The sequence below is a fragment of the Bradyrhizobium sp. AZCC 1678 genome (assembly GCF_036924765.1).
In the GTDB taxonomy this organism is placed as follows: Bacteria; Pseudomonadota; Alphaproteobacteria; order Rhizobiales; family Xanthobacteraceae; genus Bradyrhizobium; species Bradyrhizobium algeriense.
The window spans coordinates 1,584,771-1,598,384 of sequence record NZ_JAZHSE010000001.1 but is presented as its reverse complement, the minus strand read 5'-3'; the positions used below and the strand labels follow the sequence as shown (position 1 = coordinate 1,598,384).

Annotated in this window: 12 protein-coding genes; 4 read left to right on the top strand and 8 right to left on the bottom strand. The window is 61.6% G+C overall.

From position 1 onward, the window contains the following. Positions 1 to 20: 20 nt before the first annotated feature. The 6 genes from V1294_RS07545 to urtA all read right to left on the bottom strand — a co-directional run bounded on the left by V1294_RS07545 (position 21) and on the right by urtA (position 6,518). On the bottom strand, positions 21 to 857 hold the full coding sequence (locus V1294_RS07545; RefSeq protein ID WP_334496131.1) for an urease accessory protein UreD: 837 nt from the start codon (positions 855 to 857) through the stop codon (positions 21 to 23). A gap of 30 nt (positions 858 to 887) precedes the next feature. Further along, positions 888 to 1,583, bottom strand: coding sequence for an urea ABC transporter ATP-binding subunit UrtE (urtE, locus tag V1294_RS07540; protein ID WP_334476914.1), 696 nt, complete (start codon positions 1,581 to 1,583; stop codon positions 888 to 890). A gap of 3 nt (positions 1,584 to 1,586) precedes the next feature. Next, on the bottom strand, positions 1,587 to 2,348 hold the full coding sequence (urtD, locus tag V1294_RS07535; RefSeq protein WP_334496129.1) for an urea ABC transporter ATP-binding protein UrtD: 762 nt from the start codon (positions 2,346 to 2,348) through the stop codon (positions 1,587 to 1,589). 4 nt (positions 2,349 to 2,352) lie between these two features. Continuing rightward, a complete protein-coding gene (urtC, locus tag V1294_RS07530; protein ID WP_334496127.1) occupies positions 2,353 to 3,519 on the bottom strand; it encodes an urea ABC transporter permease subunit UrtC in 1,167 nt (388 codons plus the stop codon). Next, complete coding sequence (gene urtB / locus V1294_RS07525) at positions 3,516 to 5,105, bottom strand: urea ABC transporter permease subunit UrtB (RefSeq protein WP_442895433.1); 1,590 nt, start codon at positions 5,103 to 5,105, stop codon at positions 3,516 to 3,518. The genes urtC and urtB overlap by 4 nt, the downstream gene beginning before the upstream one ends. A 129-nt stretch (positions 5,106 to 5,234) precedes the next feature. Then, a complete protein-coding gene (urtA, locus tag V1294_RS07520; protein WP_108514304.1) occupies positions 5,235 to 6,518 on the bottom strand; it encodes an urea ABC transporter substrate-binding protein in 1,284 nt (427 codons plus the stop codon). 596 nt (positions 6,519 to 7,114) lie between these two features. Here urtA and V1294_RS07515 point away from each other — a divergent pair. The 4 genes from V1294_RS07515 to V1294_RS07500 all read left to right on the top strand — a co-directional run bounded on the left by V1294_RS07515 (position 7,115) and on the right by V1294_RS07500 (position 11,426). Beyond that, positions 7,115 to 8,617: a DEAD/DEAH box helicase gene (locus tag V1294_RS07515; protein ID WP_334496124.1), complete on the top strand. Its 1,503-nt coding sequence runs from the start codon at positions 7,115 to 7,117 to the stop codon at positions 8,615 to 8,617. A 23-nt stretch (positions 8,618 to 8,640) separates the two neighbouring features. Beyond that, entirely contained in the window at positions 8,641 to 8,925 is a 285-nt protein-coding gene (infA, locus tag V1294_RS07510; RefSeq protein WP_074819689.1) for a translation initiation factor IF-1, read from the top strand. Positions 8,926 to 9,194: 269 nt separating this feature from the next. Next, complete coding sequence (locus tag V1294_RS07505; protein WP_002714433.1) at positions 9,195 to 9,407, top strand: cold-shock protein; 213 nt, start codon at positions 9,195 to 9,197, stop codon at positions 9,405 to 9,407. Between the two features lie 297 nt (positions 9,408 to 9,704). Continuing rightward, positions 9,705 to 11,426: a TadE/TadG family type IV pilus assembly protein gene (locus tag V1294_RS07500; RefSeq protein WP_334496122.1), complete on the top strand. Its 1,722-nt coding sequence runs from the start codon at positions 9,705 to 9,707 to the stop codon at positions 11,424 to 11,426. Between the two features lie 917 nt (positions 11,427 to 12,343). On the opposite strand, the gene V1294_RS07495 is transcribed toward V1294_RS07500, so the two are convergent. Together V1294_RS07495 and V1294_RS07490 are read right to left on the bottom strand one after the other, a co-directional pair. Then, positions 12,344 to 12,946, bottom strand: a complete 603-nt coding sequence (locus V1294_RS07495; protein ID WP_334496120.1) for a TadE/TadG family type IV pilus assembly protein — start codon at positions 12,944 to 12,946, stop codon at positions 12,344 to 12,346. Positions 12,947 to 12,974: 28 nt separating this feature from the next. Next, positions 12,975 to 13,532: a TadE/TadG family type IV pilus assembly protein gene (locus V1294_RS07490; RefSeq protein ID WP_334476897.1), complete on the bottom strand. Its 558-nt coding sequence runs from the start codon at positions 13,530 to 13,532 to the stop codon at positions 12,975 to 12,977. Positions 13,533 to 13,614: the final 82 nt, after the last annotated feature.

Here is a 13,614-nt window from a genome sequence, read left to right as displayed (position 1 = left end):
GCACTCGGGTGATTGAAGACCTAATTTATCCAAAGCCTTGGGAGCGCCACGCCGCTGGCGCGGCCGAGCACTGCCATCATATCGGCGCGGAGCCGGGCCGCATCTTGGGCACAGAAACGGGCCATTGCAAATCCATTCCAGCAGGAGATGCCGACCTCGCCGCCGAACGTTTCAGAGGCCTCGCGGATCCGCTCCACCAGCGCCTCGTCGCCCGGCACGATCAGCGCGGTGCCGATGGCGACGCCGCCCTTCGCAACGGCCGGCCGCGCCAGTTTTTCGCCGATGTCGCCGTCGAGCCGGATGGTCTCCGCAAACACGAGGCGACCGCCACGGCGCAGGTGCCAGCGGTCGATGAACTCGCCGTGCAGCATCTTTTCGCCCATCGCGGCGCGGCCGAACACCACGATTTCGCAGAGCAGAAGCGAGGCGTCTTCGGCCAGGTCGATGTCGATGCGCCTGACAATTCGCGCCCGGTCGAACAGGATGGTCTCCTGCGGCAGCCAGGCGAGGCGCGCGCCCGCCTCCGCTTTCAAGGCGATATTGAGCTGGGCGGCGGGACCGGCCGCGCGATAGACCTTTTCAGCCGCCGCCGTCGTCAGCGTCAGCCGCGATCCCTCGCCTGCCGCGATATCGATATCAAAACGGTCGCCGCCGGCAATGCCGCCGGCGGTGTTGACGAACACGCCCGACAGGCCTTCGGCCTCGGGCGAAGGAAAGCGCACGCGCAGCGAGCCGGATTCATGCAAATCGCCCCGGCGAGTGGCGCCGTCCTGGACATGCACGCCAAACCGCACCGCGCCCTGGGCGCGGTTGGCCGCGAACGTCGCTGAAGTCGCGCGCGTGCTATCGGTCCGCATCCGTCCCCCAAACGCAACGCCCGATACGCCTTACAGCGCCATCTGGCGGCTGATCTCGGCGGGATCGAGGTTGGCGCGGTCGCAGGCATATTTCACCGCGCCGCGATCCATGACCGCAAAATTGTCGCCGAGCTCGCAGGCAAAGTCGAGATATTGTTCGACCAGCACGATCGCGATGTTGCCAAGACTGCGCAGATAGGTGATGGCGCGGCCGATATCCTTGATGATCGAGGGCTGGATACCTTCGGTCGGCTCGTCCAATAGCAACAGTTTCGGCCGCATCACCAGGGCGCGACCGATCGCCAATTGTTGCTGCTGCCCACCGGAGAGGTCGCCGCCGCGCCGGCCCAGCATCGTGTTCAGCACCGGAAACAGCGAGAACACGTCGTCGGGGATATGGCGGTCGTCGCGCTTGAGCGGGCCAAAACCGGTCTTGAGATTTTCCTCCACCGTCAGCAGCGGAAATATCTCACGGCCCTGCGGCACGAAGCCGATGCCGCGCCGTGCGCGCTCGTAGGGTTTGAGGCCGGTGATGTCGTTGCCGTCGAGCGTGATCGACCCGCCCGCGATCGGGTATTGGCCGACCATCGCGCGGAGCAATGAGGTCTTGCCGACGCCGTTGCGGCCGAGCACGCATGTCACCTTGCCCGGCTCTGCGGACAATGAGACGCCGCGCAGCGCCTGCGCCGCGCCGTAGTAAAGGCTGATATTGTCGACCTTCAGCATGGATCAGCGCCCCAGATACACTTCGATCACCCGCTCGTTCGACGAGACCTGATCGATGGTCCCCTCCGCCAGCACCGTGCCTTCGTGCAGGCAGGTGACCTTGACGCCGAGTTCGCGGACGAAGGTCATGTCGTGCTCGACGACCATGACCGTCTTTTCCCTGTTGATTTCCTTCAGCAGCTCCGCGGTCTGATGCGTCTCGACGTCGGTCATTCCGGCGACGGGTTCATCGACCAAAAGCAGCTTTGGATCCTGCGCCAGCAGCATGCCGATCTCGAGCCATTGCTTCTGGCCGTGCGACAGGCTCCCTGCCAATCTGTTGCGCGCATCGGTCAGGCGGATGGTTTCCAGCACCCGGTCGATCCGCTCGGCTTCGTCCCTGCTGCCGCGCCAGAACAGCGTGCCCTTGACGCTGTGATCGACGTTGAGCGCGAGCAGGAGATTGTCCTCGATGGTCTGGCTCTCGAACACCGTCGGCTTCTGGAACTTGCGGCCGATGCCGAGTTCGGCGATGCGGGTCTCATCAAGCCGCGTCAGGTCGGTGATGCCGTCGAACAGCACCGTGCCTTCGTCCGGCTTGGTCTTGCCGGTGATGATGTCCATCATCGTGGTCTTGCCGGCGCCGTTCGGGCCGATGATGGCGCGCATCTCGCCGGGCTCGAGCGTCAGCGACAGATTGTTGATGGCGTGAAAGCCGTCGAACGAGACATGCACACCGTCGAGATAGAGCAGCGCGGAAGTGGTCCTTCCCTCCATGACACTCATGCGCTCACTCCGCCGGCTTCGGTTCGCCGACGCCGTCTTCGAGACCGGCGCTTTCGGCATTGGCCTTTTCCGTTGCTTTCCGGGACTCGCGCCAGGCGGTGAAGGTGCCGACGATGCCCTTCGGCAGCAGCAGCGTCACCAGGATGAACAGCGCGCCCAGCATGAACAGCCAGTAGGGCGCCAGCGGGCCCGACGTGAAGTAGGTTTTTGCGTAGTTGACGACGACGGCGCCGAGGGCTGCGCCCACCAGCGTGCCGCGGCCACCGACGGCGACCCAGATCACCGCCTCGATGGAATTGCCCGGTGCGAATTCGCTCGGGTTGATGATGCCGACCTGCGGGACATAGAGCGCGCCGGCAACGCCGGCCATGCAGGCCGACAGCGTGAACACGAACAGCTTGTAGGACTCCACGCGATAGCCGAGGAAGCGCGTGCGAGATTCGGCGTCGCGGATCGCGATCAGGACCTTGCCGAGTTTCGAGGTCACCACCGCCCGGCAGATCAGGAAGGCCAGGATCAGCGCCAGACAACTCAGCGCGAACAGGGCGGCGCGGGTGCCGTCGGCCTGCACGTTGAAGCCCAAAATATCCTTGAAGTCGGTCAGGCCGTTGTTGCCGCCGAAACCGAAATCGTTGCGGAAGAACGCCAGCAGCAGCGCGTAGGTCATCGCCTGCGTAATGATCGACAGATAGACGCCGGTGACGCGGGAGCGGAACGCAAGCCAGCCGAAGCAGAACGCCAGCAGGCCCGGCACCACCAGCACCATCAGCGCCGCGAACCAGAACATGTCAAATCCGTACCAGTACCATGGCAGGCTTGGATAGTTCAGGAACACCATGAAGTCGGGCAATATCGGATTGCCGTAGACGCCGCGGCTGCCGATCTGGCGCATCAGGTACATGCCCATCGCGTAGCCGCCGAGCGCGAAGAACGCGCCGTGGCCGAGCGAGAGAATGCCGCAATAGCCCCAGATCAGATCGATCGACAGCGCGAGAATGGCGTAGCAGGCGTATTTCCCGAACAGCGCGACCAGATAGGTCGGCACCTGGAACATCGAGCCTGCCGGCAACAACAGGTTCGACAGCGGGATCAGCACGCCGAGGGCTGCGACGACGACGAGGAAGATGGTGGCGCTGCGATCGAGCGAACGCGTCAGCACGTGCGGCGTCATGCTTCCACCGCCCGGCCCTTGAGCGCGAACAAGCCGCGCGGCCGCTTCTGGATGAACAGGATGATCAGCACCAGAATGGCGATCTTGCCGAGCACCGCGCCCGCGACCGGCTCCAGAAACTTGTTGGCGATGCCGAGCGTGAAGGCGCCGACCAGCGTGCCCCAGAGATTGCCGACGCCGCCGAACACGACGACCATGAAGCTGTCGATGATGTAGCTCTGCCCGAGGTTGGGGCTGACATTGTCGATCTGCGACAGCGCCACGCCGGCGATGCCGGCAATCCCGGAGCCGAGGCCAAAGGTCAGCGCGTCGACGCGCGAGGTGGCAATCCCCATCGAGGCCGCCATGCGGCGATTTTGAGTGACCGCGCGCATCTCGAGTCCGAGCGCCGTGTAGCGCAGCATGGCGAGCAGGATGACGAAGACGGCCAGCGTGAAGCAGAGGATCCAGAGCCGGTTATAGGTGATGGTGATCTGCCCGAGTTCGAACGCGCCGCTCATCCAGGAGGGATTGCCGACCTCGCGGTTGGTGGGACCGAACATGGTGCGCACCGCCTGCTGCAGCACCAGCGAGAGGCCCCAGGTCGCGAGCAGCGTTTCCAGCGGGCGGCCATAGAGGAAGCGGATGATGCCGCGCTCGATCAGGACGCCGATCGCGCCGGCGACAAGAAACGCCAGCGGCACCGCGATCAACAGCGAGTAGTCGAACAGTCCGGGATAGCGGGTGCGAATGACCTCCTGCACCACGAAGGTGGTGTAGGCCCCTAACATCACCATCTCGCCATGGGCCATGTTGATGACGCCCATGACGCCGAAGGTGATGGCAAGCCCGATCGCGGCGAGCAGCAGCACCGAGCCCAGCGACAGGCCGTACCAGGCGTTCTGCACCATCGACCACATCGCCAGATTGCTCTGGATCGAAGCGATCGCGCTGGCTGCGGCGCGCGCGACGCTGGGCGGCAGGTCGGTGCCTAGGCCCGTCAGCAGCGCCATCGCTTCCTGGTCGCCGCGCGCCTTGACGATGGCAACGGCTTCGAGCTTTTCCACCTCGGTCGCGTCGCCCTTGTAGAGCAGGATCGCAGCGCGGGCCTCGGTGAAGGCCGCCTTGGCGCCCTTGTCGGTTTCCTTGGCGAGCGCGCCGTCGATCACGGCCAGTGCGCTCTCCTCATGGCTCTTGAAGACCGACTGCGCGGCCGCGATCCGCTTGGCGGGATCGGGCGACAGCAGCGTCAGGCCGCCGAGCGCGGCCTCCACGGCGCGGCGGAGGCGGTTGTTGAGGCGGACGGCGGCGGCATTGTCGGGCAGCTTGTCGACGGCGGCGCCGGTGGCGGCATCGATGATCTTGCCGTCGCTTCCGGTTACGAAAACCTTCTTGGTATCAGGATCGGCCGACAACCGGCCTTCCTGCAGCGCGCTGATGATGGGAAAGGCCAGCGGATTGCCCGAGACAGCGACCGCGCCGATCGCCTCGTCGGTGTCGGAAAAATCGTCATTGGCGAATTTGGCGACCGCATCCTCGAACGGACCCGCCAGCGCCGGCACGGCGAAGGCTGCGGTCAGGAGGATTGCGAGCAAAACCGCGCGAATACGGTCGAGGAAATTGGCAGACACAATACGACCCCGGCAGGAGTGTGGGGAGAAGGCGGCGGCACCGCCGCCTTCTCCGGTCTCTCTTGGTAGTTCTCTTGGAAGTTATTCTTGCAAGCTAGCGGGAAATCAGGAGCCCTGACCGCCGCACTTGTTGGTCTTGGTGTTGTAGTTGCCGCACTTCTTGCCGACCCAGTCGCCGATCAGGTCCTTGGAACCGTCGAGCTCCTTCGACCAGGCGTCGCCAGCGACAAGACCCGGGGTCTTCCACACCACGTCGAACTGGCCGTTGGCTTTGATTTCGCCAATGAACACCGGCTTGGTGATGTGATGGTTCGGCAGCATCTTGGAGGTGCCGCCGGTCAGGTTCTTGGCTTCAATGCCGGGCAGCGCGTCGATCACCTTGTCCGGATCGGTCGACTTCACCTTCTCGACTGCCTTGACCCACATGTCGAAGCCGATGACGTGTGCTTCCATCGGATCGTTGGTCACGCGCTTCGGATTCTTGGTGTAGGCCTGCCAGGCCTTGATGAACTTCTCGTTGGCCGGGTCCTTGATCGACTGGAAGTAGTTCCAGGCGGCGAGATGGCCGAGCAGCGGCTTGGTGTCGATGCCGGCGAGCTCTTCTTCACCGACCGAGAACGCGACAACCGGAATGTCGGTCGCCTTGATGCCCTGGTTGCCCAGTTCCTTGTAGAAGGGAACGTTGGCGTCGCCGTTGATGGTGGAGACAACAGCCGTCTTCTTGCCGGCCGAGCCGAACTTCTTGATGTCGGCCACGATCGTCTGCCAGTCGCTGTGACCGAACGGCGTATAGTTGATCATGATGTCTTCCTGCTTGACGCCCTTCGACTTCAAGTAGGCTTCGAGGATCTTGTTGGTGGTGCGCGGATAGACGTAGTCGGTGCCGGCCAGCACCCAGCGCTTCACCTTCTCGTCCTTCATCAGGTAGTCGACCGCCGGGATCGCCTGCTGGTTCGGCGCAGCACCGGTGTAGAACACGTTGCGCTCGCTCTCCTCGCCCTCGTACTGCACGGGGTAGAACAGGATCGAGTTCAGCTCCTTGAATACCGGGAGCACGGACTTGCGCGACACCGAGGTCCAGCAGCCGAATACGACCGAGACCTTGTCCTTGGTGATCAGCTCGCGCGCCTTTTCAGCGAACAGCGGCCAGTTCGAAGCGGGGTCGACGACGACGGCCTCAAGCTTCTTGCCAAGCACGCCGCCCTTCTTGTTCTGCTCGTCGATCAGGAAGAGCACGGTGTCCTTCAGCGTGGTTTCGCTGATGGCCATGGTGCCGGATAGCGAGTGCAGGACGCCGACCTTGATGGTTTCCTGCGCCTTGGCATTTGAAAATGCGGCCAGGCCCAAAACCAGGCCGGCGGTCGCCGCCAGCCAGCGACGGCGGCTCATCGTCGTTATATCGTGAGTCAATTGAGTAAGCATGAGGTGTCATCTCCCTGACGCAGTCGCGTTAAACGCTGCGAACGGCCCCACGGCCGCCTGCGTTAACGGAATCGCAAGAACCATGCCATCGGCTGAAGACCGGATAAGCCCATATAATCGCTCTGGAATTCGGGGCCTGCGGAAACCAGCGGCGACAAATTTGCTTATTTTTTAGACTGCAAAAATGTATGCTTTGGCGGCAAACTATCTATTTTTTGTGCAAAAGCGGCAATTTGGCTAAATTTCTTGCACGAATTTTGGTCGTTTGGATTGCTGACGGGCGCAACAGCGTGGTCTGGCTGACTGGTTTCCTTAACCGCGCGGACGACACGCGCGGAATTCACCTTGAAAGCGCCGCACGGGTGCTCCATATGATCTGCGTGACCTAGAGAATCATCAGGTCCTTGCGAGCCGCGTGTTCTGAGCCCGTTCAACGGTTTCTGGCTTGCCCCTTTTCAGCTAGCACAACCGACGCCCCAAACACGCGGGTGTCTCAGACACACTCGCGCGCTCCTGGCCATCGAAGCCGGGCGCCTGCCTTTTTTGATGGAAAGAACCCTCTTTTGACCTCCTTTCAGGATTTCGGCCTCGCCGATCCCATCTCGCGTGCACTCCAGGAAGAAAATTACCACACGCCCACACCCATCCAGGCCCAGACCATCCCTCTCGCAATGACCGGCCGTGACGTCGTCGGCATCGCCCAGACCGGCACCGGCAAGACGGCGGCCTTTGCGCTGCCGATCCTGCATCGGATCCTGGAAAACCGCATCCGGCCGCAGCCCAAGACCTGCCGCGTGCTGGTGCTCTCGCCGACCCGCGAATTGTCCGGCCAGATCCTCGACAGCTTCAACGCCTATGGCCGCCACATCCGCCTGAGCTCGGCGCTGGCGATCGGCGGCGTGCCGATGGGCCGTCAGGTCCGCTCGGTGATGCAGGGCGTCGAAGTCATGGTGGCGACCCCCGGCCGCCTGCTCGATCTCGTCCAGAGCAACGGGCTGAAGCTCGGCCAGGTCGAGTTCCTCGTGCTCGACGAAGCCGACCGCATGCTCGACATGGGTTTCATCAACGACATCCGCAAAGTCGTCGCCAAGCTGCCGATCAAGCGGCAGACGCTGTTCTTCTCGGCCACCATGCCGAAGGATATCGCGGAACTCGCCGAAGCCATGCTGCGCGACCCCGCCCGCGTGGCGGTGACGCCGGTGGCCTCGACCGTCGAACGCATCGCTCAGCGCATCATCCAGGTCGATTTCTCGGCCAAGTCAGGGGTGCTGGCGCAGCTTCTGAAGCAGGAACCGGTTGACCGCGCGCTGATCTTTACCCGCACCAAGCACGGCGCCGACAAGGTCGTGAAAACGCTGGCCAAGGCCGGCATCTCAGCCAACGCCATTCACGGCAACAAGTCGCAGAACCACCGGGAGCGCGTGCTGGCCGCGTTCCGCACCGGCGAGATCCGCACCCTGGTCGCCACCGACATTGCCGCCCGCGGCATCGACGTCGACGGCATCAGCCATGTGGTGAATTTCGATCTGCCCAATATCCCGGAAACCTATGTCCACCGCATCGGCCGCACCGCGCGCGCCGGCGCCGAAGGCGTTGCGATCTCGCTGATCGCGGGCGCCGAGGAGATGGGCTATCTGCGCGACATCGAGCGGCTGATCCGTATCACGCTGCCGCGGGAAGACCGTCGCACGCCCGGCAGCCGCGATGCCGCGCCGGCCCCCTCGCAGCGCCCTGCACAGCAGCACCGGGGTGGACGATCCGCCCCGCGAGCCCACACCGCCCGGTCCCAGGACTCCCGAGGACATGACTCCAGAGGTCATGAATCCCGTGGGCACGAATCCCGTGGACATGAATCGGCACCGGGATCAAAAGGCCCTCGCCGACCCCGCCGCGGTGGTGGTAATAATGCCGCGCCGCAGCCGAACCGGCACGAACAGCCGCGTCCGGCGCAGCAGGCCGGCAAGAGCCAAGGCGGGAAAAGTGAGGGCATTCAGGGCGTCGCCTTCTTGCATCGCGAGAGCCGTCCGAATACTCAACCCAACCGTACCCACCGACCGCAGCGCTAGCTTCGATCGACCTGGAGACCACCATGGCTAAAGAAGAGCTGATCCAGTTCGAAGGACTGGTGACCGAAATCCTCCCCGACGCGCGCTACCGCGTGCAGCTCGACGCCGGGCACGAAATTGTTGCCTACACCGCCGGCAAGATGAAGAAGAACCGGATCAAGACGCTGGCAGGCGATCGGGTCACGATCGAAATGTCACCCTATGATCTGGAGAAGGGCCGCCTGATCTTCCGTCACAAGGACGAGCGCCCGAGCACCGGTGCCCCGCGTGGCGGGCCGCCGCGCGGCGGTCAGTTCCGCCGCCGGTAAGCGTACCCCGACGTCAGCGAAAACGCGCCCGATACGCCCATATCGTGCGCGGTCGCGGCCGGCTGGCCGGCCGAATCAAAAAAACGTGCACGTCAGGATTGTTTTGACCACTACTATCGAATAATATTAGCCATCGATTTTCGGCCGGACGACATTAGCTATCCACCGGTACAGCCGGTTTAGACGCTGACGACCCTTCCAAAAATTCGATCTCACCAGCCCATCGAAGGGTGGGCTACGACTTGTATATCTGAGAAGGGACTACCCCCGTGAGCATGGGAACCGTGAAGTGGTTTAACGCAACCAAGGGCTATGGCTTCATCCAGCCGGATGACGGCGGCAATGACGTGTTCGTGCACATCAGCGCTGTCGAGCGTGCCGGTCTTGGAACGCTGCGCGAAGGCCAGAAGATCTCCTACGAAATCGTGGCAGATCGCCGCTCTGGCAAATCTTCGGCCGACAATCTGCGCGCCGCCGGATAAAGCGATTTTCCAGGGCGCGCGCGCCATGGAAAATCGCCTCTGAATGAAGCGAAAGGCCGCGCCCCTGGCGCGGCCTTTTTCGTTCGGCGATGCGGGCGATTGGCTCCCGACGAAGAACTCGCAAGCGCTGTGGCTTCACTGAGCCCTCGTAGTAAACAGATCGTAACCCATGTCCTGATATCCGGGTCCTGAAATCGGTCGCATCCGAAATCAGCCTGTTTTTCGATGATCGGATTAAGGGGCACTTAGGGGAGGCCGGGCTACGATTGCGCGCTTTTGGATAGCCAGGGGGCGCTCGTGCCATTTCATCTTCAGCAGTATGTTTCCCGTTTCTGCCGCGATCGACGCGGCAACGTCGCGATCATTTTTACGGTCGCGGCGATCCCACTGATATCGGCGATTGGTTGCGCGGTGGATTACTCGCAGGCGACCAGAATGAAGGCCAAGCTGCAAACCGCGGCCGACGCCGCGAGCATTGCTGCGCTTTCGCAGAAGTCGCCCGGCTTTATCGCGGCCTCGACAATGACAGGCAACGGCTCGGTCACCGCCGGCGTTACGGATGCCAACAATGTCTTTGACGCCAACATGACCGGGATCACCGGCTATCAACTTGTGGATCGCACCAGCGTCGTTACGAAGACCGGAATCAAGCTCGCTGCCAGCGTCACGTTCACGGCCGACGTACCGGTAACTTTCCTGAAAGTGATTGGGTTTCAGAAACTGACGGTAACGGGCGTTTCAAGTTCGGCCGCCACGTTGCCGCCGTACCTCGATTTTTATCTGACGCTGGACGTCTCGGGGTCGATGGGCCTGCCGTCGACGCCCGAAGAGCAGAAGCGGTTGGGCAGGATCAACCCGGATAACTGGGTCCAATACCACAACTCCACCGGCATCAGTTGTACCCTGGCCTGCCATTTTGACCCGAAAATTGACCTGACAAAAAGCGCGTGCAAAGATCCCCTTGTCACCCCCCCGACCAATCCGCCTGCCAACCCCCCTACCAGTGAAAATAGGTATACCCAGCAGTACCACACGAATAATCATTGCATGGGCTATATATATTCGCGCCTCGAACAGACCGCGCTCAATAACCTCATCAACCAGACGTCGACCTCGTCCGTACCGAAGCAGAAGCCTGGCTTGCCGGTGGCGATGCTTGCCGACCTGAATAATACGGTTACTCCTGGCGCGCCGAATTCGCTGATTAAAGGCAACTCCAAGAGCAAAACGTATAGCCTGACGGCGGTTTCATCCTGCCCGACCGATGGCACCGACGCCTGCATCCAGTTGCGCCTCGACGCGGTCGGCTACGCCGTGACCAAGTTGTTCGAAACCGCGAACGCCTCCAAGAAGGTAGACGACCAGTTCCGGATCGGTCTCTACCCGTTCATTCAAAAACTCTATGCCTATTTTCCGCTGACCAAAGACATCAATGGCTCTGACACCACCCCCGGCACCATCAACTACGCCGCCGCAAACCTTGCCACGCTGCTTGACACCAATATGAATGCAGACCTTGGCTCCGGCGGCACGCATATCACTACCGCGCTTACTACGGTCAACGGCCTCATCTCCGGCGGCTCGGGCGCCGTCGGCGACGGCAGCACGCCGACCACCCCGCAGCCTTACGTCTTCCTCGTCACCGACGGCGCACAAGACAACCAATACAAAGACATTCCCACTCCCTCCGTTCCCGGCGGCTGGCACGACAGCAACCGCGCCACCACGATTGATAAACAGGGCACCCTGGCGACCGTTCCCCAATGCGAAACCCTCAAGGGCCGCGGCGTCATCGTTTCCGTGCTCTATATTCCCTATCAACCGGTCTCACCCGTGGTTACGACCTTTGCCCTCGACGAAGACACCTATGCCAACAACAATATTCAGTATATTCCGGCCAGCCTGCGGAAATGCGCGTCGCCTGGCTTCTTCTACACCGCGAACACGCCCACTGAAATCGCCGCGTCGCTGAACGCCATGTTCAATCACGCGCTGCAGACCGCGCATCTTACGAACTGACCTGGCAGAAGGCGGTGCCGACGACGCCTTGAAGTAAACACCGAGCCTCAGAAAGCCCCGGAGCGATCCGGGGCTTTTTATTGATCGGCCGCACAGGGTGGATACCGTGATTGCGCGCGGCTCGATGGCGTGGAGCGGCAAGGCCATCGGACGAACCACGGAGACGCCAAGCGTTGATTTGGGCCGTTGATGTGGGCCGGCCATCAGACCTCCAATGGGCCGTTTGGCCGCGGGGCTCGTCTTAAAAAAATCGGCCAGGATTACGGATGACCCACGAGGCCGGCGTTTTCTTCTTCGCGTTCTGTCTTACGGCGGCAGGTGTGCAGAAGGATCACGATGAGATCGGTTGTCCGTTCCGTAGCCGGCACAAGCAGGCGATGAATCGGGGAATTCCGGGTTGCTCGCGCGCAATAGATCATGATCCGATCGGATTGAATTGGATCACGGATGTCTTTGTGGATGATCTGCCGGCAAACGCTTCGCGTTTGTCCCGAGCGAAAACGGTTCCCGCTTTGCGCCAACGCGGCCCTGCGGGTCCGATCATGCTCTGGCAGCCAAAGTCCCACGATGGCGTTGGGCAGAGGTCCCTTGTGTCATTAGAGCGTGATGACTTTTCTTCGAATCGTCATCCCGCTCCATCTCTTGATTTGAGCATGATCTCCGCGCAAACGTTCCGCGTTTGTCGCGAGGGAAAACCGGTACCCACTTTTCCGGATCATGTTCTAGTGGAGAGTCTGGACTCATCCCGCCTTGGATGTAACGCTGCTATACGGGGCCGCTTTCCAATGCAGCGGATTACGCGGGCGCTTACCGAAGCCTGAACAAATGCAGCGCCACGAATACAGCGCCGATCCTCCTCCAGGAGAAGGTCGCGGCGAACGGTGCAAGTTGCGAAGGTTATCCGAGACTACCTGCCGTCACAGCGGCGTCGCACAGTCGGAGAAGCCAGCCGTCGGATTTAAGACGCAGAGCACCTGCCGCGGACGCGTGTAAGCGGTATCGTTAAAGAGGATGCCAGTCTTCGCCACCATATAACCGATGGCCGGTACATACCTGTAGCCGACCTCGCTCCAAATCACAAATGTCCCCTTGGCCACGACGAGACCTGGCGGCAACACCACAATATCACCTGGATTATGAGGCGGCGTCGGCGCGATCGTGACAACGCCTGCTGTACTGATCGTCAAACCCTTGCTCCACTGAACCCGAGCGACTCCCGAGGTTTTATCGACGTAAACCTCCGTGACCGAGGATATCAACGGCGATGGCGAATAGGGTGTCATGATCGCCTTTGCCACTTCACCAAAACTGATGATATCGGCATCCGCCACACTCGCCATCTGAGACGTCAGATCGGAAAGCGTTCGCGCCACCTGGGTGGCCTTGCGATCCACGGCAATAGCCGACGATATCTCGACCACCCCGAAGTACATCACCACCATGATTGGAAAGACGAAGGCGAACTCGACGGCCGCGAGACCGCTGCGATCATCCAACAGACTGCGCACGCGAAGCGACATCTTCCGCATCGGGGATACCATCATCGCATCACGGCTCTACATGAAAAGCGGCGGTCGCAGAGAGCAGCCGCTTGCTGCCGTTGAGATTTCCAATGTTGTAGCCGAGTTTGGTCACGAACAGCGGCCATTGATAGAAGGCGCGAATCACGACGGTATTGGGAGAGCCGGCTGGCGGCAGAGAATATGCGAAAGTTCCGGTAAAGTTTCCACTGACGATCGGATCGGTAATCGTAATCGTGGTGCCTGGGGCAAAGACCTTCACATCCACAGTAATGTTCCCCAGATTGCCTCCTACACAGTTGAACATCACCTTGATGCGATCGCAGAGTTTGGTCTTGAACGTATCTTCGGTCATGGCACTGTCCTGAGCCTCATGCGTGAGCATCAGCCGCGCGGCGTCCTGCGTTCCCTGCTCCAGAAGCTGGCCTGCGAAAAATACAATCGCCGTCTCGAGAATCGCAAACAGCATGCAGAAGAACAACGGCGCAACCAGCGCGAACTCGACGGCGGCCGAGCCCCGTCGGTTGCGGCGAAATCGGTCCAGCGCATTTCTTACAGGAACGGTTGCAACAGCGGGTGACGACATCGAAAATCCCCAGACGGCAGCGGTTATCCGCCTGCAAGAACTATCTGAAAGTGATTGTGGAAGTGTTTCGTCGAACCGAAGC

Bases quoted from the DNA above. Each gene is read 5' to 3' on its own strand.
- V1294_RS07545 (WP_334496131.1), bottom strand. From the start codon at position 857: ATGCGGACCGATAGCACGCGCGCGACTTCAGCGACGTTCGCGGCCAAC.
- urtE (WP_334476914.1), bottom strand. From the start codon at position 1,583: ATGCTGAAGGTCGACAATATCAGCCTTTACTACGGCGCGGCGCAGGCG.
- urtD (WP_334496129.1), bottom strand. From the start codon at position 2,348: ATGAGTGTCATGGAGGGAAGGACCACTTCCGCGCTGCTCTATCTCGAC.
- urtC (WP_334496127.1), bottom strand. From the start codon at position 3,519: ATGACGCCGCACGTGCTGACGCGTTCGCTCGATCGCAGCGCCACCATC.
- urtA (WP_108514304.1), bottom strand. From the start codon at position 6,518: ATGAGCCGCCGTCGCTGGCTGGCGGCGACCGCCGGCCTGGTTTTGGGC.
- infA (WP_074819689.1), top strand. From the start codon at position 8,641: ATGGCTAAAGAAGAGCTGATCCAGTTCGAAGGACTGGTGACCGAAATC.
- V1294_RS07495 (WP_334496120.1), bottom strand. From the start codon at position 12,946: ATGTCGCTTCGCGTGCGCAGTCTGTTGGATGATCGCAGCGGTCTCGCG.
- V1294_RS07490 (WP_334476897.1), bottom strand. From the start codon at position 13,532: ATGTCGTCACCCGCTGTTGCAACCGTTCCTGTAAGAAATGCGCTGGAC.